Here is a 20362-nt window from a genome sequence, read left to right as displayed (position 1 = left end):
TTTTCATTATATGAAAAATTATTAATGTTTGAAAAATAAGAATTGACGGTTTGTAGCACCGCAATTTGTTATTGTGCCGAAGACACTAAAAACATTAATTAATCTTAGGCGGTTGCCAAATGGAAGAGAAGAAGTCTGAAACAGCTGACGCAGTTATTACACCTAATTTCTTTTTAGGTTGTTGGACATAATTGGATGTTAAAGCATAAAAAGAAGTAATTACAAATCCAGTACAGGTATTGCATTTAGAAAAAGGCGAGCAACATTCCATACCGCAACCGTCGCTATCTTCTTCCTGATTATTTGTTGTTTGATGTATGACGTCAAAGCATTTATCTTCCATAAAGCCTGGCAAGATCGATAAGACCAAGACCATTAATGCTAATATGAATGATAAATTTTTCATTTGGCAAATGTATAAATTTATGCTCAATTTCACACAGTAATAAAGAATTAGAACATCAACTGTTATTTTTAAATAATATATAGCGAGAATTAGAGAAGAGATAGTATTAAATTTCTATCATTTTTAAAAAATATATTTGGTTTATAACACAGAATCTTTTCTTTGGTCGCAGATGTGAAAAGAAAAGAAGTCCGTTAAAATCAATAATGGGATACTGAATATCCCACGAAAATATCTCGCAACTTGTTTGGCGAAAATAGGGAAATGAAAGAATGAAATGGAAGATTTTTGACAAAGTGGTTGCACCTTATTAGATGCAAAAATGCGTTTCCGACCATAGTGAGGAATTGCATTTTTGCCACCCGATTTTTCGGGTCAGGGGACTTTTACCGGGTGGGTGCGGAAGTCTTTCAGATTATGAAAAAATCCTCTGTATTCCGTCATTCCATAACGAAATAAGTTCCAAAGCAAAGAACAACCCATTTGCGCCAATGACGAATTAATAAATAAATCCTGTTTTTCCAATGCTTCAGCTAAACTGCAACTTGGCGTGTCGTCCTGCTCTTCAGACTGTTTTAAAAGTTCGCCAAATTCATCGGTAACCAATGGCAGGCTTGCCACCGTTTCGAATCTCTCTGAATTGGGTTGTTGGATATTTCCTATTGTAGATAGTAAAACTTGTCCTGTATGTTGGCTATTGCCAAAATCCAACCAATACCGTGGGCGATTTGAATAGGCTTTACCGTTGTTTAAAATTTTTAAAATGTCTGCAATCTCAAATCTTGCTTTTACGCTGTCCACACAAGAAATATAAATACTTGAACCAGCTTTTTCGGGTAATTTATCCAAATAGTCTTTTTCGAATTTTGCCGTTTCCGATTTCCAATTTGTCCCCGAAAATCGGTTGGCTCTGTTAATTAATGCAACGGATTTGTACAATCCAATTTCACATTCTGCAAAACGCTGTCTGCCTAAATTTGCTTGGGTAATTACATCATCATCCCAAAGGCGGATTTGTAGTCCTGCGTGTCCCAACTCAATTAAACTGTGGTTCATTTCCATCAAGGCAGTCAAAACCTTTGAACCTGTTCCACCTGCACCAATTAAATTTACTAAAATCGGATTGGTCGGATTAATTAAATCAATATCTGTAAAATGTATTTTCGTTTTCATCACAATAGATTTTTAAGTGTTTTGTTATTTGGTTTCAATACTTCTTTTGGAAAGGGGTTGTCTGTACCAATTAGGTCTTTCCACATAGTTACACAATTTCCTTTTACTGGATTGTATTCGCCTAATAAGTGACTGAAATAACTATTAAAAAAATAACTTTCCCAAGCCTGTATAAATTCCTCCACCGTAGCCGAATTTTGAATATCAATAGTTACCGTTCCCATACATACATTTCCGTTTTCATACACATTGAAAAATGGTGCGTAATGCAAAAGCGTTTTTTGTGTCGGTCTTCTATCGCTTGACAAAGCAAATACTGCCAGGCTATTTTTATTAGCAAACCAAAGCATTGGCGGTACTTGTGCTTTTCCATTAGGAATGCCCAAACCATCTACAAAATACAGTTGTCTTTGCTGTGATTTGGTGTACCAAAGTACCGTACCCTTTTCGCTCGGGTTGATTTGTAAAATGTTGGTTGGTAAAATCCCTTTTGGTTTTAAAAAAGCTTTATTTTTTTCTTCATCCGTCTGTAATGATTTTGCCAATAGATTGGCTTCTTTTACAGTCAATGGATGCGCATTAATTGGATTACCGTTCTTGTCCATATCGAAATGCTCTACATACATATCTGTATTTATACCTTTGGTTTCATAAAAAACCAAAGCAGATTTCGGGTGGTATAATGTGCCAAAATTCTCGGTTATGTCGTTTGTATTATTCATTTTTCTGCTGTTTTATATTCATCTAATAAACCGCATAAATCATTTAGTATCGGAAACAAGCGGTTTTCAAAATCAAGGTTAGTATATGTTTTCTCGCTTCCGTCAAAGTGTTTGCTAATTGTTGGTTCTGCCATTGCTCCATACTCATTAAATTCATTGTTAATGCTATCCGAAAGACGTTCATACAGCCAACCTTTGGTATCTGCTACAAATGAAATGTACTTTTCCATTCCAAGGATTTCATTGTCGTAATCATTGTCGTAAGAGTCTTGTTCGGAAATGGGTGCATTTTTAAAAATACTTGTTATTGGATATTCCGTAAAAAGTTCAAAAACTTTACAAGCTACTTGCCAACATTCTTGGTCAAATTCATCAAGTTTTTTGAAGTTTTTTAAACGCTCTTCAAATAGTTGTAAATTGATACGGTTGAATATTTTCTGTTCTATTTTGTCGCCAATTTGTTCGGCTTGCCTTAACTCACTTTTATATTTCTCCGTTTCGTCCGTTTCATTGTCCTGTTCCACCCAATCGGTCATCATCTCATACATCCAATACAGATAACTATTTTCTTGTCTGTAATACGGAATACCAACAATGTGATACAGATAACTGCATACGGAAACCAATAATTGAGCAGTCTTTTTACGCCTTTTGTCGTTGAGCATTTTAAAGAGCGGAACGATAGGAATATAATACAAGGTCGTTCTTGTATCGTATCGTTCCTCACTTACAAAAAATGTTTTCTTACTGTCCTGTACCAATCTCAAACTATTCCAATTTAAATGGGTGCGTTTTAACTTGGTTTCTATATCCCACATCGCCAACGCTATATTGTAGGGATAGCCATAAATTTGTGTTTGCATTGGTTCTATGCCATATTGCTCGGCAAGTTTGGAAAGGGATTGATAAAAATCCCTCTCTGTTTTTGCTATTTCTTTACAAGCCTGTAAGGATTGTTGCGTTTTCAGTTTAGGCAGGAATATACACTTTAGAAAACCATTGGCAACATTGCTATTGGTACGGCTTTCCGCTTGTCTTTTTGTACTTGGTTTGCATCTTTTGGTCTTTGCATCCATTGTGCGAACTCGCCGAATTGTCGGTGCAATTGCCGTTGTCTTTTCTGTTCGGGTATGCTGATAATTCCCGATAGGATATGTGGTTGCATAATTCATCGTTTTGATTTTTGGTTTAACCTTTTGTACCCATTACGCTTTCAAATTTGTACTCAATTGCATCGTCTTTTATTTGCGGAGCAGATACTTTTGCCGTTGTAAGTATCGGGTACAAATTGGCGTAAAAATTCATTACGGCTTCCACGCTCCAACGTGGTTCGGGTTCGGTTAGTCTAATGTCCTGTCCTTTATCTTTGAGTATAAAAACTCGCTTTAATTGCGTTGCTACTAACATAACTCTGATTTTTTGGATTAATATTCTTGTTCTTCGTCCGTTTCATCGGTAGGATAATTTACTGTAACTTCTTCCTCTTGGTGCAGTTCGGGTTTTACTTCTTCCATTGCTCCAAAAAGGCTCGGTGTTACAAACTTTTCAGACAATGCGTTTTTACGTTTGCGTATCTCGTCCGCTTTTTCGGGAAACTCTGTTATCTCGGGTACTTTCATCCATGCTTCACGGAATTTGCCTTCTTTTTCTAGTTCTTCCGCCTTTGCCATTGCATCTTTAAATTTCTTGTCTTTGGCTTCTTGTTCTTTCTTCTGTTTATCGGCTTTTTCTTTCTCCATAGCCGATTGTTTTCTGACTTCTTCCATTTGTTTTAGAAATTTCTCCATATCCACCATTAAACCCGAAACGGTTTGGATAGGTGCGGTAATTTGCTCAAAAAATCCATCGTCAAACTCTTGGGGCGTTGCATTAAATGTCAATGGCGGAATTAGATTTTTGGCGTTATCTCCGCATTGTTCGTTGTTGAGGATAACCGAAACAATTAGGTTATTTTCTGCTCCTTTTGAAATATTCAGTTGTAATACTCCTGTAAAGTCCAACTGTGCTATCTGATTGAAAAAATTAGTATTCATTGCTATAAAATTTAAGATGTTGTTAATTGCGTATTGATTGCTCTTAGTTTTTCGTACATATCTGACCAATAGGTTATTTGTCTTTTGTCAAACTCCGAAAAATTGCTGTCCTGGTGGTTATATTCTTTGTATCGCCTTGCTATTTTTATAGCTTCCTTTAAATCTGTTACTTCGATTTGGCAACCATTTATGTCTGTTACGTTCATAGCTGTTTTATGGTAGGCTACCACCGCTTAAGGCGGTAGCCTATAGTTATTTAATTGAGGTTTAAGATTTCCGCACCGTCCAATGCAAAGGCGGTACACAATTCAAATGCTTTTTGAGATTTGAGTTGAGCTGTTCCACCCAATACAATACTCTGCAACTTGGCTTCATCATTTTTGTAATTGCGTACATTCTGATAGTATCCTGTAACGGCATTGTATGCTCCGAACAATGTTCCTTTTGTAGTGTCCATTTGTTGCGTGTCGCTCATCATTGCGTAAGAAAAAGCATCGTCAACGGTGTTTTTAAATAAGGTTGAAATTTCATCTTCTGCACCTTCTTTAATTAACTCAAGCGTTTCTTTATTCGGGCAAAGTGCCAATTGGATTAGCTTTCTTACTTCTCGGTCTGTAACTTTTACGCTTGCCCACTCATTAAAAATATTCTCTAATTGGTTGCTCAAAGTGTTCGCTAGTCCCATAATTTTATGGGCGTTTTCGATACGTTGTTTTGCTCCCGAAGTATGTTTTATACGAACTACATTGGTCATACTACGTAGCGAAGCATTCAACGTATTTTGGCAAACTATTCTAACAGGTGTAAATGCGGCTGTGATACTTCCGCTACCATCGTGCGAAGTAGTTAAGAAAATGTACTTTTCTGTTACATCATCGCCATTACCTACACGGATATAGTCGGGCAATTTGGCTGTGATAAATATGCGCTCTCCGTTGCCTAACGCTCCTGCGGTTTCATACAGAATACCCTCGCCACCTCCTACAATAGCATCAAAGAAATTGAATGCTTCACGGTTTTGTACGATGTGGTAATCTTTACCCACCACGCCCAATACTGCGTTGTTATCGTTACGGATGTTGGCAAAATAGTTAGGAACTTCAATTTCAGTATCTTGCATAACAATACCCTCGGTTATTTGAATAATTCCTGAGCCATTAGTATATAAAGGTCTTTTTACAACTTCGTAATCTAACCCTGCATGTTTTATAGCTTCCTCGCTCGTTGGGTACTGCTCTACGATTTGCCCTAAACCGTGCCACGCTTTTTGTTGAACGCTAAAGAATGAATAACGTCCTGTTCTCTCGTTGAAATTGATATTATGTGCCATAATGCTTAAAATTTATAGTTTGAAAAATGATTAAATACTCGTTGTTAAAATGGGAGGTCGTTTTCCGTACCTTGTTTTGTAGTTTTGTTACTTTCAGTTTGCACAGTAGCTTGTACGGTATCAGTCTTTCTACTGCCTCCGTGTAGTTTGATTTGTGAGGTATGAAAATTCAGTCCTGCTCTTAATTCTCCGTCATTACCTGTCCACGCTCTTGTACTTACTCTTCCCGATAGTTCTACCAAAGTGCCTTTTGTGAGTAGCAAGGCTACGTTTGGGCTTATCCAATAGGAGCAGTCGAAATAGGTCGTCTGGTCTATGCGTTCGCCCTGTTTGTTACGGTAGCTGTCGTTGATTGCTACTGAAAAGTTTACTACTTGTTTTTGCTGTGACGTTGTGCGTACTTCCGCATCTCTCGTCAATCGTCCTGTGATGTTCATGATTTCTACTTTTTTGAGTTATTAAATTTGTACTGATTTTATTTTTTTTAATTTATTCGGTAATGAGAGGAGGTTCTGAAGTTTCGTTTCTCTTTTACCATTTCTAATGCTGTATATTTTCGTTTCTGACATTTTTTTTATTCGTCTAAAGAGCCGGAGTATGCTTTGTTTCGTTTCACGAGCATAAAAGGTTCGTGTTTAGCAGCAGCAAGGTTTTGACAAAAAATACGACCCGAATGGGTGGAGATTTTTTGGCAAACCCGCAGGGCTTGACCTTGATGTTGCGTAAAGAACACGGAAATACCTTTGCTCTTGAAATGGGACAAAACAGCATACTGGCTATTGAATAAAAACCTTGTGGAAGCCAATGGAAAAGGCATTAAGAAATGGTCTATGTAATTACAAAACCAGCATTTATCTGGCAGAATTTTTAACTATGTTTAAGTGTTGGTGGCTATGAAAGCCACTAAAAAGATATTGGAAAATTTTGACTAGGGTTTTTTCTAAATTTTTGAATATGTTTTTCAGTATATCCAACCAAAGCTCTTTTATGCGAAGGGGGTGAGTAAAGGAAATAAATGTGCTTTGGGGATAAAAAGTGTGGGCATAAAAAAAGCAGAACCGTTAAGTTCTGCTTACAATCATTGTTATTCTAAATATCAAATGGTTTAAGTAAAGGCTTTTTCCATTTTCTAAAAATTCTACAATATAAAATCATCTGTTTTCGAAGTTTAAAGAGTTTGAAATGGTAGCTATAAAGTAAAAATAAAACATTAATGTTCTTGATTTATTCAGTATTAAAATTTTTACTTAAATGATATTTTATTTATTGTTTCGCGCTTTTTCTCGTCAATTATTTTTGTATATATCTGCGTTGTCTTTATATTTTTGTGTCCCAGCATTTTAGATACAGTAAAAATATCTGTCCCTGCTGCCATTTGTAATGTTGCATACGTATGGCGAAAGCAGTGAAATGTTATATGTTTTTCAATACCTGCATCTTTAACCCAAATAGGTATCAAGCGATCAAAATCCCATTTCTTTAAATCTAAAAAGATTTTGCCTTGATCCACTCTTTTTTCTCCTAGGAATTCAAGTGCTTCCTCGGAAATGGGATTGGTTGATGGTCTGTTAGTTTTCTGATGCTTAAATCGTATATAATATCCTTCATTTTTACTGTACTGTACTTCATCCCATGTAAGTTTAGAAATATCAGAATATCGCATTCCTGTTAGTAGAGAAAACATACTGACGCGCTTGACAATATCTTTTTTACACGGCGTACTGAACAACCTTGAAGCTTCTTCCATTGTTAAGAAATTTCTTTGAGACTCCTGTTCCTTGATACTTTCAACCATTGCATTAACATCTGTTTGCAATAATCCTTTTTTGTACGCTTTTTTAAGAGTTGCTTTGATCTTGTTAAAATAAGATAGGGCAGTGTTTTGGGCTAAGAACTGGTTTTTTCTCCGTAGACTTTTTGCGTTCAAGATATATTCTCTAAAATCTTCTATAACGGTTACGTCTATTTCCCGCATTATTATATCCTCATTCTTAAGGAACATCTCAAAGTGAATAATCGCGTACTTCCAGATATCACTGTTAATTCCAATTTTACTTTCTGCTGTCTCTTTTAAAAACTGAAGAAATGATTTTTCACCAATCTCAATCAGACGAAGACGCTCCTGCTCGAACGGAGTATAGATTTGCAACTTGTTCAGTTCATTTAGCCTATTTGCACATATAATTTCAGCCTTGCACAGATTCTCTAAATTCATTTCTCTATCCATATTGCTTTTGGGATTTGAAACGAGATATAAGCCTAAATATTCTCTTCGTGAGAATTCACGGATTTTAGGGTTATAGACTGCGGGAAAAAAATCAAGATATAATGTGATCTTTCCACTAGGCAGCTTTCTCTTTCTTAGCGTAACATTTACATTTTTCATCTTCTCACGTCATTAAAAATTATATCAATATCCTGTTTGGCTACATAGTTAAATTTTCCAACGGAATATTTAACTATGCCCTGTCGCTGAATCAAAAGATAGAGTGCCCCTGAAGAAATATTGTACTTCTGTTGAATTTCTGTTATTGTATAGCAATTGTCAAATCCAGGAAATTGGTGACCAGTACTCAAGGTTACATCCTGTATGGGAATAGCAAAAAAAGATTCAAGATCGCATCGTCGGATAACTGTTCTTTTGCCGAACTTTCCAATGTCCAAATGTCCATTGTTAATTAACCTATAAATAGTACTCCGGCTGATTCCAAAAAGAAGGCTTGCCTGAGTAATTTTTAGAAACTCTAGCGGCTTTATTTTTTCCAAATCTGTGTTTAATAGCTGAACTGTTTCGCTATTGCTTTTTTCTAGTTTTCCGTTGCGCACGATTGATTTATATCCTCTGCTGTTGCAAATGTGTGAACAATATCTTGTACGCGTTGTTCTGGCTGTGAACTGCTTTTTGCAGTACTCGCAAATTCTGATAACCTCAATTTTAGAACTCATAATATGACTAATTTTGTGTCCCATTGTGTCTAAGCGTCTCTAATTGTGTCATAATTTCGCCTAAAAAATTCCCAAGTTGGATTTTTTTTTAAGTGGTACAATAATGGTACAAAAAAGAACAAACTCTCTGTAAATAAAACTAAATAAACAGAAAGATAAATCCCAGTTAAAATGTTATTTTATAACATTTTAACTGGGATTCTTTGTTTTGTTTTGCGTTATTTTGTCCTGTTATTTGCCAATACAGAAAATTGCAAAAAAACTCTCGGCAAAAATTACAAAATACTATCGCTGAAGGTTTTCTTCAACCCGAGGATGATTCGTTTGCTTAAGGCTCGTTTTTGAAAGTATTTTTGAAGTAGCCTTTACTATAGATTAATTGCCAAGAGTTGATGAACAGACAATCATAGCCAAGAATCTCCTTTTAAAGCCGAAGATTGATTATTTCTGTATCATTCTAATAATTTAGTAGTTGTACCGATTAAAAAAAAGAAATCAAAAAAGCAGAATTTATTTTTTGGTAAATGAAAATATGCAACAGTCAAATTTTTAAAAAAATGTTATGGAAGAAATTATAACAAAAGAAGATTTAAGGCAGTTTGGTCTGCAATTATTAGATAAAATGCGCATTATAGTTCAAGAGACCACTCCTACGCAAACGGAATTAGTACAGCCAGAATGGCTCAAAAGTAAGGCTGTCAAAAAGCTGCTGGATATCTCTGCAGGTTCAGTGCAGAATCTCAGAGTGACACAGAAAGTCCGATTTAAAAAAGTTCTGGGCTCGTATTATTACAATAAAGAAGATCTTCAGAAACTTTTTAATGATGAATCAGACAAATAAACCAAGTGAAGACCAAATCATGAACTATTTATCCATTTGTATGGACGATCCAAGGCTTAATGTTTGGCATCTGGCCATTTTAGCGGCAATTCTAAATTTAGGTTACAGGCAGAGACAATGGCAGAGAATCAAAGTTAGTCGTAGTAAAATAATGGCATTGTCGCACATAAATACACTGCCAACATACCATAAATACTTTAAACAGCTTCAAGATTTTGGATATTTCAAGTACAGCCCCTCATACCATCCAGACTATAGGAGTGAAGTTGAATTACATGAAAAAAGGTTATCTCATAACTAGTGAGATAACCTCTTTGTTTTACTATTTATTTTTTTTCCAAATATGAATTAAGATGAGGGTATATTGTATTTTTCCTTAATTGTTTTTATATCTTTTTCTAATCTTGAAAGTACAGCCAGATCTACTTTGGACATCTTAAAGGACGTTTTAGACAGTCTTTTATTGAGCAGTGACATTTCGCGTCCAATGGTTGCCTGTTCTGTAATGGCATAGGCTTCCGTCTGTTTAACAGACGCATGGCCTAGCATTTCTTTAACTACATTAATGGGGACATTATTGTTTAATGTAACTGTACTTCCAAAGGTTCGACGTGCCATATGTGTATTTAATGTGAAGGGAAAACCGCATAGAGTCGCAATCTCTTTAAGATACTCGTTCATTTTCTGGTTGGAAGAAACTGGTAAAACTGTGCCACGCTGTAAGCACAGAGGGTGTTCTTTATATTTTTTAATTATTTTGAGTGCTTGAGGCAATAGTGGGACATTGGTAGGAGAACCCGTTTTTTGTCTTTCAGACATTATCCAAGAATTCCCGTCAATACCATCTTTGATATCGGTTTTTTTTAATTGATATGCGTCGATATAAGCCAATCCCGTGTAACATTGGAATACAAATACATCTCTGACAACATTAAGTCTTTCTGTGGTAAAATAATGCCGTTCCAATTCATACAGTTCTTGTGTGGAAAGAGGTTTCTTAACTATTTTGGTTTTTCGGCTTTTAAAGTTTTTAAAAGGGTCTTTTAGGATGACTTCCTTATCGATTGCACGAATGACAATTTTTTTGAAATTAGCAATGTATTTAAGCGTGGTATTGTTGCTGCAATTTCGAACTGTTCTCAGGTAAAACTCAAAGTCCTTAATAAATTCAAGATTTAGATCTGTAAATTCAATATCATCAGCATTAAATTTAAATCTAATAAATGACCTTAAATGATTTATCGTAATAGTAAAACGATCAAGAGTTCCTTTAGCATATCCTTTTCCCAGTAAGGCAGTCATTTCATCATTATGTTTTTGAAATTCTTCCAGTACTTTAACCCTTGGAGTAACGTTTCCTAATATGTAATCCATGATCTTTTGGGAAGTTATTGGTTTTCCGCTGTACATGATGTCGGTCTTGTATTCATTGATTTTTAAAATCAGTGAATCCAGAAAAAAGTTAAGGGATCTCGCATCTTCTTTGGTGCCGATAGCCCTTTCGGTTTTCTGGTCCCAGCGGGCGCTGTCCCATTTTCGTTTGGTGGATGTTTCCTTAGGGATTCCATCTACAGTTATTCTAAGATAAACTGTTCTAATTTTACTTTCATTGCGGGGGATTTTCAAAAAGAAAACCAACCCAAAGCTGCTCTCTAACATAATTCAACTTTTTAGATTAATAAATGTAGAATTATAGCATCAAAAAAACAAGTCGTTAACCTCGTTAACCTCTGTATTTACTAGTGTTTAAGTGGTATTCTGTGGCACATTTTGTGAACACGGTAATGTGCCACGATTTTGCCATAGAAACTTTGAGCGTTTTTATAAATATTGAAAAGTGCTTTAAAATAAAAAAACCTGCGAATCCTTGGATTTGCAGGTTTTACCACGTTTTTTGCGGGTTTTTGAAAAGATTGAAAAAGTTGCCTTTTTGCTTCTTTTACCCTTTTGGTGGGGAGAGCAGGATTCGAACCTGCGAAGTTTACACAGCAGATTTACAGTCTGCCCTCGTTGGCCGCTTGAGTATCTCCCCAAGTCTCAACAAGCATTGCTTATTGTGCTAACCGGGTGCAAATATAGAAACAGTTTTGAAGTTTCCAAACTAAATTTGCACTTAATTTCAGTATTATTTTTAATGTATTGGTATTGAATAAAATAAAAAAATCTCCACTAGGGAGATTTTTTTATTTTCTATCAAAGAAGTTGTTTATTTTGCTAAAAGTTCTACTATTTTTGCTCGAAGCGCATCACCTCTTAAATCTTTTGCGACTACATGTCCTGATGCATCTAAAATAAACGTAGCAGGAATAGATTCCACTTTGTATTGTGCTGCAATAGGTTCATCCCAAAATTTTAAATTTGAAACTTGGGTCCAAGTTAATTTATCTTTTGCAATGGCTTCTTTCCAAGCCTTGGCATCTTTATCTAAAGAAACACCAATAATGTTGAGTCCTTTGCTGTGAAATTCCTTGTAAATTGCTACAACATTGGGGTTTTCTTGACGGCATGGACCACACCAAGATGCCCAGAAATCAATTATTGTTACTTTACCTAAACTTTCTTTTAAAGATGTTATTTTTCCTTCTGGATTAGGAGCGGAAAAATCGGCTCTTCATTTACCGTCCGTTGTTGGGGCAGTTGCTCCAACAGCCGCAGGTGCTTTGATTTCAGCTAGTTTAGTTTTTATTGCTATACCTGGTTTAGTTTTTTTCAATGATTCTTCTAACCCGTTGTATAATTTTTCAGATTTTGCAACATCAGCAGTTGGATCATTTAACATTCCTTGAATGATTAAAGCAGAAATAAATGATTTTGGATGTGTTTCGGCGTAAGAAACATATTTTGCTTTTGAAGCAACACCAACTTCTTCTTGAATTTTTGCAAATTCTTTCATCAAACTATTGATAACAACAGTATCTTTAGTTTGTTGCGCAGCATTCATAGCTTCCATATTTTTATTTTGAAAATCCATTAGTTTCTTTTGAACTTTAGTGATTTCCTCATTGAAAGTTACATACTCATCATTATTGTAAGTTCCTGATACTTTCGATTTTTGAATACTATCTTTATTAATAGCAATAGTTACTTCGCCATTTTCAAGTATAAAAGGTATTTTAGCTTGTGCTCCTTCTAATTGAATCGTGTAAAATGAAGGTTCAGTTATTGTTCCTTTCATTTCAAATTTCCCATTTTCAACTTTTACAGTATCTTTTGGTAACATCATTCCCGTTGCATCTTGTGTTTCTAAGATAATTGTTTTACCATTTTCAATTCCTGTTGCAGTTCCTGTAATGATGTACTCGTCTTTGCCAACTTTGCTACAAGATATTAAAACAACAGCTGCCGAAAGTAATAGAATTATTTTTTTCATTATTAATTAGTTAATTGAGTTAAGTCTGCAAAAGTATTTAAAAAATATAAAATATAATTCATTTTAGAACCTAAATTTTTGTTATAATTTATAATTATTTATGTATCGTTTAGAATGAATTGATTAGCCAGTTTTAGATGCTGTTCGTTGTTAATAATAACAATTACAACGCAAGCAATAGTAAGAAGTATTTTTTTTGAAGCAACATTAAAAATGTTTAAAAATGAAAATGATTCTCTATTGTTGTTATTTGAATTAAAGATCCTTTAAAAAAGTGATAGTAAAAGAAAAAAAAGTGTTTTAAAAGCAAAAAAAGCACCCTTTTTGAGGATGCTTTATAATTTTATCTAAAAAAATTAATCTTGATTGATTGTTTTTCTCCAAGTAAACGAATTCAGAATGTGTCTTTTTGCAAATCTTCCAGGAGAATCAGCGTTGACCATTTTTACATAAGTTGCTTTAGGAACACTGATGTATTCATAAACGCTACCGTTTGAGAAATTAATTATTAATCTTCCTTCAACAAACTTATAGTCAGAAATTGTAGCTGTTGCTATTGTTTCAGTGTATTCTGGTAAGTTTGCTTTTAAAGTTTCAGGATTGATACTAACCAAGAAATGGTAAGCTTCAATGATTTTTTTACTATTTTCTTCAGCAGCTTTCAATCCAGCTTCATCGCCTTGAAATTTATCAGGATGCGCTTCTTTCATCGCATTACGATAAATCGTTTTTAAATCTTTTAGCTCTGCAGTTTTGTCTACATTTAGCAGTTTGCGGTATTCAACTATTTTTTTCATAAATAAGGTAACTACTTGTCTTTTACTATAAAATCAATATAATTTGATTTCAAAATCGACAAATTTTTTGCAAAGGTACACTTTTTTTTATTTTATTAGTTATGACCAATAAATTTTAAAAAAAAGTATTTTTTAAAAGTATGATTAAAAAGAATTAAAACTCTTTAATAAGCTACTGTTGTGGCTTATTATTTGCTTTATCGAAATTTTTTGATTTTTTTGGATATTTGTTGTGGCTGATATCGCTAGGATTTTCGATGATGGATTTTATAGTTATCAAATCTCCTACCGCATATTTTGTAGCCATTTGATAATCTAAAAGATATTGTCCACAAAAAAAGTTGTTATTTTCATCTTTTTCCATGATTCCGGTGTAAACCCCTTTTTGCAACATTCTTTCTTCAGAAGCTTTAGTCATAATAGTATTTTTAAAATAAATCTTTTTTGCAAAGTTAATCAATTATAGTTTGTCTTGCTACGATTTGCGCTTTCTGATTATCTTTGCTTGATGGAAAATTTTTTTCGCCCTAACCCAAATTCTTTCAAAAATACTTTTTGTGTATTTAGTGAAATACCTGTTGATACTGTCAATGGCATGAAAATCCAGTACGATAGTAAATCGGGAAGCAAATATTATTATACAAATTTAGGAATGTATCGTCTATCTAATCACTGGGGACGATTAGCAAACAGTAAATGGCGTCTAGAACCTTTAGAACCCCCAACTCTTTCTAAAATTAAATTGGGTTTCGCTTCTTGGGACCACTTTTATCCAGATAATGCTGTAGAAGAGCTCTATTATTTGGAGGTAAATTTCTCAAATAAAACCGTTAATTATCAGCATAAAAACAATCCAGTTTATGATAAAAAAGCAATTTTACGAACTAGTTTTGAAACTTCCAAGCGGATCAAACAAGTTCGAAATTTACTTACTTTAACCTCATGGGCTCGATATTTTGATTGTGATGATATTGATCTTTTGAGACAACAAATCATCAATGAACTTCTCTTTACTACTAAAACATTAGAAGAAATAAAAAAAGAATTTCACTGATGTTAGTTCTCACAGCATCATTTAATATTTTTTAGGAAGCTTCATAGCATGCTTTCTTTAATCATTTGAAGCAATTAATACCAAATCATTTACGGTGATGGGCTTGGAGAGGTATCCTAAAATATTTTCATACGATTTTGATTTGTTCTTATCTTCAATGGCAATCGAGGAACTGACAATATAGACGACGATTTCTTTATGCAATTTAGGTTTTATAAGCGCCATTGCTTCCATAAACTCCCATCCATCCATTATAGGCATATTGATATCCAGTAAAATGATATCTGGAAGATCACCATTAATTGTTGCAGCATGATCCAAGTTATCAATAGCTTCTTTTCCATTTTTGAAAGAGGAAATCGCCGAAAACATCTCTGACCTTTGAATTATTTTGTTTACTATAATTTGGTAAATGGCATCATCGTCAACTATCCAGATTGCTTTTTTTGTCATTGAATATAAATTTTAAAGGTAGTTCCAATATTGGGTTCGCTTTCCACAGTAATATTTCCTCCCATTGCATCAATTTGATTTTTGGTGATAAACAATCCAATTCCTTTGGAATCAGAATTGTTCGTGAAGGTCTTGTACATGCCAAAAATTTTGTCAGCGTTTCTCACAAGATCAATACCTATACCGTTATCTGAAATTTGAAGTACTTTCCTATCATTTTCGACCGCTAAATTAATTTTTATGATGGGTTTACGAGACGGATGTCTGTATCGAATTGAGTTTGAAATAATATTATACAGGATACTTTCCAGATAAGCGGGGTTATAATTAATAAAAGTATCCTGCGGTATATCAGATGAAATAGTTACTTCATGACTGGTGATTTGTTCAGAAAGCACACTTTTTACAGTTGTAATATAATGTGCTAAATTCAAAGATTCTGATACTAATCCAATATTATTCCTAATATTTATGACTTCATTTAAGTGTATCATGGTTTCGTTAAGAGAGCAGGAAACAGTTTTTAATAATTGCATCATTTGTTCTCTTTCTTCTTCGGATTCGGAGGATTCAATCAAAGAAACGATAGAGGCGATATTGCTGGTATGTGATCTTAAATTATGGGAAACAATATAAGAGAAATTTAGCAACCTTTTATTTTGTTCTGTCACTATCGTAAAGGAAGAATTCAACTCTTTTTCCGCTTCTTTAGTTTTAGTTATGTCAATCATAATACCACGTAAACTAACCGCTTTGCCATTTTCTAAAACTACGTTTACGATGTCCCTGAGCCAAACAATCGAATGGTCTTTAGCAACCATTCTATATTCAAAATCATGGTTTAATTTTTGTTCTGTTTTCAGTTTGCAATAATTTCGAACCATTTCTTGGTCTTCCCAGTAGATATGATCCTGCCAAAATGTGGGTTCTGCAAGCCATTCGGCAGCAGTATATCCCAGAATATTTTCTACTTTTTTACTTATAAAATTAAACGAAAAGCTTGTAGCATCACATTCCCAAACTATTCCGTCTATGGTATTAATCAATGATTCTACTCTTTGTTTTGTGTCAAGCATAATTTTTTCAGTGGCTATCCGATCCGTAATATCTTCTGTAGAGACAATGATTTGTTCGAATGTTTTTGTGTAACTTCTAACTATATTCCATCTTAAATTAATGTCACGAAATTCTCCTTTGGCATTTTTTATTATCGTATCAATAATGAACTGCTTCTTTCCTTGGGTGATTGCGATTAAATTCTCAATGAAATCTTTCTTGGATCTTATGTTAAATAGTTCTGACTTCGCTTGAATTAAATCTTCTTTGGATTTGACTTTATATAATTTTAAACTGGCCTTATTTATATTGATGACTTGAATTAAGGAATGGCACTTTTCTACAACAAGTGGGTTAGCGTAAAAAAAATCAGTAACTATATCTTTACTTTTATTTAATAATTTCAGTTCTTCTAAGTATTTTTTAACTTCAGAAAAATCTTCTTCTCTTAACGGCATAGGGGAGTCGTCAAACAGACTCTTAAATCGGGTTTCATTTTTTTTAATTAAATATTCAGCTTCTTTTTTTGTTGAAATATCCTCAACTATAGATATGTGTGTTGTTACTTTTTTATTATTTTTTAATAGCGGAGAGACCGTTAAATTTATCCAAACAATAGCACCCTCTTTTGTAATGTATCGTTTTTCCATTGTGTACGCTGCAATTTTTCCTTCTCGCAGTTTTTCAAGATTTAGTAAATCTTCTTCTAAATCTTTTGGATGAGTTACAGATTGAAAGTTCCTATCTTTCATTTCCTGCTGCGTGTATCCTAATAATTGGCAATATTGATTGTTGATTTCAATAAAATTTCCTGTAAAGGAATCTATGTGCGCAATTCCCACCGCTGCTTGATCGAAAATAGCCCCAAATTTTATTTCAGAATTCAAAAGCTTAGTAGCCTGAATGCTCACTAATGATTGTAATTCTTCCGGTATTTTTAAAAGCGTAAAAATTAATAGCCCAAAAAGAGCGGCTATTATGATTCCAATGATTCCAGGAATTAAAATTTGAGAATAAAGATAATTTTGATTTTTTGATATGATGTATAACTTCCAATCACCATCCGGAATTTTTAATGAAATTTTATATTTTTTAGAAAAATCACTTTTATTAGGTAAGTAAAAAATCTCTTTCTGTTCTGTGGAATCGTATTTTGAAAATTGAAAATAATATTTAGAATCATCTATATTATCGATTCCAGATGATTTTAAAAGTGTTTCTAGTGTGATGATTACTGCGGAAAAACCCCAAAATTTATTATTTTGAAAAACGGGAAACCTTCCTACAATTCCCATACCGCCCTGCTTTAATTTTAAAGGCCCTGCAAAATACATTTTTTGAGTTGCAATTGATTTTAAAGCTTCCTCCTTAAGATAAGGATCCGTTAGAATATTTAAATTCATAGCCGCTTCATTCCCTTTCATGGGATATATGTATTTTATAATTCCTTTTGGAACTAACTGTACCGCATTAATATTAGCATTTGAGGCCATTAGTGTTTTGCCAACACTGTCAAAATTTTCAGGAATCCCGTTGTTATCGATAGTGAGTGCTAAAGTCAGTGTAGTGGTATAACAATTTTTAAGCGATTGTTCAATGTTTTGATGCACGACATGAACAATAGAGTTCATTTCGCGTTGCTCATCTTCTTTAATGAGTTTATATTGCTGCCATAAAATAAAACCGGTAATATAACTCAAAAACAAGAATGTTAAAAAACCTGTTAATTTTGGTTTGCTAAAAAACCATCCGATGAATTTGCTGTGTTTTTTTCCAGACTTCATTTTTTATTAGGTTGGTTTTCTAAAAGTTTATTATTCAAAAAATAAATATATAAAAAAATATAACATGAGAATCCTATTTTGAAATTATATTTTACTACTTCAGGATGATATTCTTCAGCCAATAGTACCTTTTACATCATCATTTTTACTAAAAAAACTAATTATTGCAAAGAAAGTAACTCTAGAAATAATAAATTTTAGGTTGGATTTAAAGAAATAAACCGAACTTTACAGCATTTATTGAATCAAATAACAAATAGATTACTTAAAAATAGACGGGTATGAGCAGAAATAACGACAGAAATATTAAAAAACACAACGACAAATTGCATAAAGCACAAGATAAAGTCAAACAAGCGGAAATTGTGCGCAAAGAAAAGTTAAAGCAAATTGTAAAGAAGTTTAATGAAAATAACGCTTCGAAAAATAATTAAAAAGCCGCATCATGGAAATAAATAAATTTGACCAAGTAAAAAGTGGTGTTCAAGAAATAATTGATTTTATAGCTAAAAAAAATGCCAAAGAAGCCAACAATAAATTAGTTGCAGTTAGCGAAGAGCTAGATGAATTACTCGATTTTGCCGAAGAAGATGAAGACCTGATAGAAATAAGTAGGTATCAAGTTTTGTTGAATCAATTACACCAAAGAATAGTAGGACTTAATGGCCAGGCAACAACTTCTATCTAAAAGTAGCATGCTAAATAGCAACCAGAAAACTTGTTTTTGCGGTTTGGGTAAATCCTATCAGGAATGTTGTGAACCCATTATTAATGGCATTCAAAAAGCAACAACAGCTGAATTGTTAATGCGTTCTCGTTATTCGGCCTATGTGACGCATCAAGCTGATTATTTGGTAGCAACAACTCATGTCTCCAAAAGAAGTTCCCATTCTAAATCAGAAATTCTTAATTGGGCGACCAGTAATAAATGGCTTCAATTAGAAATTATACACGTAACCGAATATACGGTGGAGTTCAAAGCCTACTTTTTGGACTCTAAAAACCAGCAGCAAATTCATCATGAACTTTCCTCTTTTAAACTTGAAAATGGGAATTGGTTTTATGTGGATGGGGAATTCTTTTGATTTTTTTTGATTACGTTAGAAAGAGCATTCTTGGCTCCATTATTCCGATGACTATTTTTATTAAAACGCTTTTAACTAAAAATTAATAAACGTTTTTGCAGGGTCATTTGAAAATGATGTAATTTTAACAATTATGAAAAATGACAATAGAAAAGGTTTTTATTTCAAGCAATACGAAGCGCCAAATCAATCTCCGTTTGATAAACTCTTTGGAATTTTCAAGGAATTAATCACACATACTTCTGGAGATTTTGATGAAGCAATCGACTGGTTGCGGGAATTAGACAAAGAATATAAATTGACGGATGAAAATTACACCATTGATAATTTTATCGAAGATTTAAAGAAAAAAGGTTACATCCGAGATGAACTTAAAGAAGATGGAAGTTCAGGAATTGGAATTACATCAAAAACGGAGCGAGCCATCCGGCAGCAGGCATTAGACAATATTTTTGGGAATTTAAAGCGCAGTGGCAGTGGAAATCACAAAACCAAACATGCCGGAAATGGTGACGAACATACTGGTGAATTTCGCGAATTTCATTTTGGTGATGGACTAGAGCGAATCTCATTGACAGAAAGTTTGCGAAATGCCCAAATCAATAATGGAGTCGACAGTTTCATGCTGACTGAAAATGATTTGGTTGTTGAAGAAACACAATTTAAATCTCAGATGAGCACCGTCTTGATGATTGATATTAGTCACAGTATGATCTTGTATGGGGAAGATAGAATTACACCAGCTAAAAAAGTGGCAATGGCTCTAGCTGAACTAATTACAACACGTTATCCAAAAGATACTTTAGATATATTAGTTTTTGGAAATGATGCTTGGACGATTGCTATCAAAGATTTACCTTATCTAAAAGTGGGTCCATTTCACACTAATACTGTCGCAGGCTTGCAACTAGCAATGGACCTACTTCGTCGAAAACGAAATACCAATAAACAAATATTCATGATTACGGATGGGAAACCAAGTTGCGTTCGGGAAAAGGACGGTTCGTATTATATGAATAGCAATGGTCTAGATGAATATATTGTAGATAAATGCTACAGTCAAGCGCAACAAGCCCGTAAATTACACATTCCGATTACTACTTTTATGATTGCTAATGATCCTTATCTACAGCAGTTTGTCAATAAATTTACCGAAGCCAATCAAGGAAAAGCGTTCTATACTGGATTAAAAGGTTTGGGCGAAATGATTTTTGAAGATTATGAAACAAATAGAAAGAAGAGAATTAAATAAAGCGATACAAACACTGTAGAGTAAAAAAGAATAAAGCGAACAAGATAATTAATCAAGATA

The 20362-nt window shown here is 33.8% G+C and carries 24 protein-coding genes, 1 tRNA gene and 1 pseudogene; 7 read left to right on the top strand and 19 right to left on the bottom strand.

From position 1 onward, the window contains the following. Positions 1 to 94 precede the first annotated feature (94 nt). The 9 genes from E0F91_RS11875 to E0F91_RS11835 all read right to left on the bottom strand — a co-directional run bounded on the left by E0F91_RS11875 (position 95) and on the right by E0F91_RS11835 (position 6101). Positions 95 to 343 carry a hypothetical protein gene (locus E0F91_RS11875; RefSeq protein WP_243698893.1) on the bottom strand — a complete coding sequence of 83 codons (249 nt, stop codon included), beginning with the start codon at positions 341 to 343 and terminating at the stop codon, positions 95 to 97. A gap of 438 nt (positions 344 to 781) precedes the next feature. Further along, positions 782 to 1579 carry a PRTRC system ThiF family protein gene (locus E0F91_RS11870; protein ID WP_131910555.1) on the bottom strand — a complete coding sequence of 266 codons (798 nt, stop codon included), beginning with the start codon at positions 1577 to 1579 and terminating at the stop codon, positions 782 to 784. After that, complete coding sequence (locus E0F91_RS11865) at positions 1579 to 2301, bottom strand: PRTRC system protein B (protein ID WP_131910556.1); 723 nt, start codon at positions 2299 to 2301, stop codon at positions 1579 to 1581. Before E0F91_RS11865 ends, E0F91_RS11870 begins: the two co-directional genes overlap by 1 nt. Continuing rightward, positions 2298 to 3473: a hypothetical protein gene (locus E0F91_RS11860; protein ID WP_131910557.1), complete on the bottom strand. Its 1176-nt coding sequence runs from the start codon at positions 3471 to 3473 to the stop codon at positions 2298 to 2300. Before E0F91_RS11860 ends, E0F91_RS11865 begins: the two co-directional genes overlap by 4 nt. Positions 3474 to 3489: 16 nt before the next feature. Continuing rightward, positions 3490 to 3708 (bottom strand): PRTRC system protein C, encoded by a 219-nt coding sequence (locus E0F91_RS11855; protein WP_131910558.1) that lies wholly within the window; start codon positions 3706 to 3708, stop codon positions 3490 to 3492. 17 nt (positions 3709 to 3725) lie between these two features. Next, positions 3726 to 4334 (bottom strand): PRTRC system protein E, encoded by a 609-nt coding sequence (locus E0F91_RS11850; protein WP_131910559.1) that lies wholly within the window; start codon positions 4332 to 4334, stop codon positions 3726 to 3728. 11 nt (positions 4335 to 4345) lie between these two features. Further along, positions 4346 to 4540: a hypothetical protein gene (locus E0F91_RS11845; protein WP_131910560.1), complete on the bottom strand. Its 195-nt coding sequence runs from the start codon at positions 4538 to 4540 to the stop codon at positions 4346 to 4348. A 50-nt stretch (positions 4541 to 4590) separates the two neighbouring features. Then, positions 4591 to 5664 (bottom strand): DUF932 domain-containing protein, encoded by a 1074-nt coding sequence (locus E0F91_RS11840; RefSeq protein WP_131910561.1) that lies wholly within the window; start codon positions 5662 to 5664, stop codon positions 4591 to 4593. A gap of 44 nt (positions 5665 to 5708) precedes the next feature. Then, positions 5709 to 6101 (bottom strand): single-stranded DNA-binding protein, encoded by a 393-nt coding sequence (locus E0F91_RS11835; protein WP_131910562.1) that lies wholly within the window; start codon positions 6099 to 6101, stop codon positions 5709 to 5711. Positions 6102 to 6316: 215 nt separating this feature from the next. Between E0F91_RS11835 and E0F91_RS18105 the strand changes: the two genes are divergently transcribed. Then, positions 6317 to 6451 (top strand): hypothetical protein, encoded by a 135-nt coding sequence (locus E0F91_RS18105; protein WP_262709549.1) that lies wholly within the window; start codon positions 6317 to 6319, stop codon positions 6449 to 6451. A 456-nt stretch (positions 6452 to 6907) separates the two neighbouring features. Here E0F91_RS18105 and E0F91_RS11830 read toward each other — a convergent pair whose 3' ends face one another. Further along, on the bottom strand, positions 6908 to 8050 hold the full coding sequence (locus E0F91_RS11830) for a tyrosine-type recombinase/integrase (RefSeq protein ID WP_131910563.1): 1143 nt from the start codon (positions 8048 to 8050) through the stop codon (positions 6908 to 6910). Continuing rightward, complete coding sequence (locus E0F91_RS11825; protein WP_243698892.1) at positions 8047 to 8610, bottom strand: helix-turn-helix domain-containing protein; 564 nt, start codon at positions 8608 to 8610, stop codon at positions 8047 to 8049. Before E0F91_RS11825 ends, E0F91_RS11830 begins: the two co-directional genes overlap by 4 nt. A 562-nt stretch (positions 8611 to 9172) precedes the next feature. Here E0F91_RS11825 and E0F91_RS11820 point away from each other — a divergent pair. Beyond that, positions 9173 to 9451 (top strand): MerR family transcriptional regulator, encoded by a 279-nt coding sequence (locus tag E0F91_RS11820; RefSeq protein ID WP_113637347.1) that lies wholly within the window; start codon positions 9173 to 9175, stop codon positions 9449 to 9451. 348 nt (positions 9452 to 9799) lie between these two features. Here the strand turns inward: E0F91_RS11820 and E0F91_RS11810 are convergent, their stop codons facing one another. The 6 genes and pseudogenes from E0F91_RS11810 to E0F91_RS11785 form a co-directional block, all read right to left on the bottom strand. Next, positions 9800 to 11110: a site-specific integrase gene (locus E0F91_RS11810; protein WP_113637343.1), complete on the bottom strand. Its 1311-nt coding sequence runs from the start codon at positions 11108 to 11110 to the stop codon at positions 9800 to 9802. 289 nt (positions 11111 to 11399) lie between these two features. Next, positions 11400 to 11483: transfer RNA gene (locus tag E0F91_RS11805), tRNA-Tyr, on the bottom strand. Positions 11484 to 11657: 174 nt separating this feature from the next. Continuing rightward, positions 11658 to 12044, bottom strand: a pseudogene (locus E0F91_RS18220) (TlpA family protein disulfide reductase); the annotation flags it as partial. Between the two features lie 18 nt (positions 12045 to 12062). Continuing rightward, positions 12063 to 12821: a DUF4369 domain-containing protein gene (locus tag E0F91_RS11795; protein ID WP_132066700.1), complete on the bottom strand. Its 759-nt coding sequence runs from the start codon at positions 12819 to 12821 to the stop codon at positions 12063 to 12065. Between the two features lie 356 nt (positions 12822 to 13177). Continuing rightward, the gene (locus E0F91_RS11790) at positions 13178 to 13618 is read right to left on the bottom strand and encodes a KTSC domain-containing protein (protein ID WP_132066699.1); all 441 of its coding nucleotides are present in this window, start codon (positions 13616 to 13618) and stop codon (positions 13178 to 13180) included. Positions 13619 to 13790: 172 nt separating this feature from the next. Then, complete coding sequence (locus E0F91_RS11785; protein ID WP_132066698.1) at positions 13791 to 14036, bottom strand: hypothetical protein; 246 nt, start codon at positions 14034 to 14036, stop codon at positions 13791 to 13793. A 90-nt stretch (positions 14037 to 14126) separates the two neighbouring features. On the opposite strand from E0F91_RS11785, the gene E0F91_RS11780 reads away from it, so the two are divergent. Then, positions 14127 to 14672: a hypothetical protein gene (locus E0F91_RS11780; protein ID WP_132066697.1), complete on the top strand. Its 546-nt coding sequence runs from the start codon at positions 14127 to 14129 to the stop codon at positions 14670 to 14672. A gap of 57 nt (positions 14673 to 14729) precedes the next feature. Here E0F91_RS11780 and E0F91_RS11775 read toward each other — a convergent pair whose 3' ends face one another. Beyond that, complete coding sequence (locus tag E0F91_RS11775) at positions 14730 to 15125, bottom strand: response regulator (protein ID WP_132066696.1); 396 nt, start codon at positions 15123 to 15125, stop codon at positions 14730 to 14732. Further along, the gene (locus E0F91_RS11770; protein ID WP_132066695.1) at positions 15122 to 17965 is read right to left on the bottom strand and encodes a PAS domain S-box protein; all 2844 of its coding nucleotides are present in this window, start codon (positions 17963 to 17965) and stop codon (positions 15122 to 15124) included. Before E0F91_RS11770 ends, E0F91_RS11775 begins: the two co-directional genes overlap by 4 nt. 281 nt (positions 17966 to 18246) lie before the next feature. Here E0F91_RS11770 and E0F91_RS17740 point away from each other — a divergent pair, with 281 nt between their 5' ends. From E0F91_RS17740 to E0F91_RS11755, 4 genes are all read left to right on the top strand, one after another. Then, complete coding sequence (locus tag E0F91_RS17740; protein ID WP_165930123.1) at positions 18247 to 18399, top strand: hypothetical protein; 153 nt, start codon at positions 18247 to 18249, stop codon at positions 18397 to 18399. 11 nt (positions 18400 to 18410) lie between these two features. Further along, entirely contained in the window at positions 18411 to 18653 is a 243-nt protein-coding gene (locus E0F91_RS11765) for a hypothetical protein (RefSeq protein WP_132066694.1), read from the top strand. Positions 18654 to 18660: 7 nt separating this feature from the next. Next, the gene (locus E0F91_RS11760) at positions 18661 to 19050 is read left to right on the top strand and encodes a YchJ family protein (RefSeq protein WP_132066693.1); all 390 of its coding nucleotides are present in this window, start codon (positions 18661 to 18663) and stop codon (positions 19048 to 19050) included. 133 nt (positions 19051 to 19183) lie between these two features. Further along, positions 19184 to 20302 carry a vWA domain-containing protein gene (locus E0F91_RS11755; RefSeq protein ID WP_132066692.1) on the top strand — a complete coding sequence of 373 codons (1119 nt, stop codon included), beginning with the start codon at positions 19184 to 19186 and terminating at the stop codon, positions 20300 to 20302. The last annotated feature ends 60 nt before the right edge of the window (positions 20303 to 20362 follow it).

It is taken from the genome of Flavobacterium sandaracinum, assembly GCF_004349135.1.
Classification (GTDB): Bacteria; Bacteroidota; Bacteroidia; order Flavobacteriales; family Flavobacteriaceae; genus Flavobacterium; species Flavobacterium sandaracinum.
This window is presented reverse-complemented; position numbering and strand designations above follow the sequence as displayed.

Excerpts from the sequence above, each read along its gene's own strand:
- E0F91_RS11795 (WP_132066700.1), bottom strand. The coding sequence starts at position 12,821 with ATGAAAAAAATAATTCTATTACTTTCGGCAGCTGTTGTTTTAATATCT.
- E0F91_RS11755 (WP_132066692.1), top strand. The coding sequence starts at position 19,184 with ATGAAAAATGACAATAGAAAAGGTTTTTATTTCAAGCAATACGAAGCG.
- E0F91_RS11825 (WP_243698892.1), bottom strand. The coding sequence starts at position 8,610 with ATGAGTTCTAAAATTGAGGTTATCAGAATTTGCGAGTACTGCAAAAAG.
- E0F91_RS11870 (WP_131910555.1), bottom strand. The coding sequence starts at position 1,579 with ATGAAAACGAAAATACATTTTACAGATATTGATTTAATTAATCCGACC.
- E0F91_RS11760 (WP_132066693.1), top strand. The coding sequence starts at position 18,661 with ATGCTAAATAGCAACCAGAAAACTTGTTTTTGCGGTTTGGGTAAATCC.
- E0F91_RS11875 (WP_243698893.1), bottom strand. The coding sequence starts at position 343 with ATGGAAGATAAATGCTTTGACGTCATACATCAAACAACAAATAATCAG.
- E0F91_RS17740 (WP_165930123.1), top strand. The coding sequence starts at position 18,247 with ATGAGCAGAAATAACGACAGAAATATTAAAAAACACAACGACAAATTG.
- E0F91_RS11855 (WP_131910558.1), bottom strand. The coding sequence starts at position 3,708 with ATGTTAGTAGCAACGCAATTAAAGCGAGTTTTTATACTCAAAGATAAA.
- E0F91_RS11840 (WP_131910561.1), bottom strand. The coding sequence starts at position 5,664 with ATGGCACATAATATCAATTTCAACGAGAGAACAGGACGTTATTCATTC.
- E0F91_RS11770 (WP_132066695.1), bottom strand. The coding sequence starts at position 17,965 with ATGAAGTCTGGAAAAAAACACAGCAAATTCATCGGATGGTTTTTTAGC.
- E0F91_RS11830 (WP_131910563.1), bottom strand. The coding sequence starts at position 8,050 with ATGAAAAATGTAAATGTTACGCTAAGAAAGAGAAAGCTGCCTAGTGGA.
- E0F91_RS11850 (WP_131910559.1), bottom strand. The coding sequence starts at position 4,334 with ATGAATACTAATTTTTTCAATCAGATAGCACAGTTGGACTTTACAGGA.
- E0F91_RS11775 (WP_132066696.1), bottom strand. The coding sequence starts at position 15,125 with ATGACAAAAAAAGCAATCTGGATAGTTGACGATGATGCCATTTACCAA.
- E0F91_RS11810 (WP_113637343.1), bottom strand. The coding sequence starts at position 11,110 with ATGTTAGAGAGCAGCTTTGGGTTGGTTTTCTTTTTGAAAATCCCCCGC.
- E0F91_RS11790 (WP_132066699.1), bottom strand. The coding sequence starts at position 13,618 with ATGAAAAAAATAGTTGAATACCGCAAACTGCTAAATGTAGACAAAACT.
- E0F91_RS11860 (WP_131910557.1), bottom strand. The coding sequence starts at position 3,473 with ATGAATTATGCAACCACATATCCTATCGGGAATTATCAGCATACCCGA.
- E0F91_RS11865 (WP_131910556.1), bottom strand. The coding sequence starts at position 2,301 with ATGAATAATACAAACGACATAACCGAGAATTTTGGCACATTATACCAC.
- E0F91_RS11765 (WP_132066694.1), top strand. The coding sequence starts at position 18,411 with ATGGAAATAAATAAATTTGACCAAGTAAAAAGTGGTGTTCAAGAAATA.
- E0F91_RS11785 (WP_132066698.1), bottom strand. The coding sequence starts at position 14,036 with ATGACTAAAGCTTCTGAAGAAAGAATGTTGCAAAAAGGGGTTTACACC.
- E0F91_RS11845 (WP_131910560.1), bottom strand. The coding sequence starts at position 4,540 with ATGAACGTAACAGACATAAATGGTTGCCAAATCGAAGTAACAGATTTA.
- E0F91_RS11820 (WP_113637347.1), top strand. The coding sequence starts at position 9,173 with ATGGAAGAAATTATAACAAAAGAAGATTTAAGGCAGTTTGGTCTGCAA.
- E0F91_RS11780 (WP_132066697.1), top strand. The coding sequence starts at position 14,127 with ATGGAAAATTTTTTTCGCCCTAACCCAAATTCTTTCAAAAATACTTTT.
- E0F91_RS11835 (WP_131910562.1), bottom strand. The coding sequence starts at position 6,101 with ATGAACATCACAGGACGATTGACGAGAGATGCGGAAGTACGCACAACG.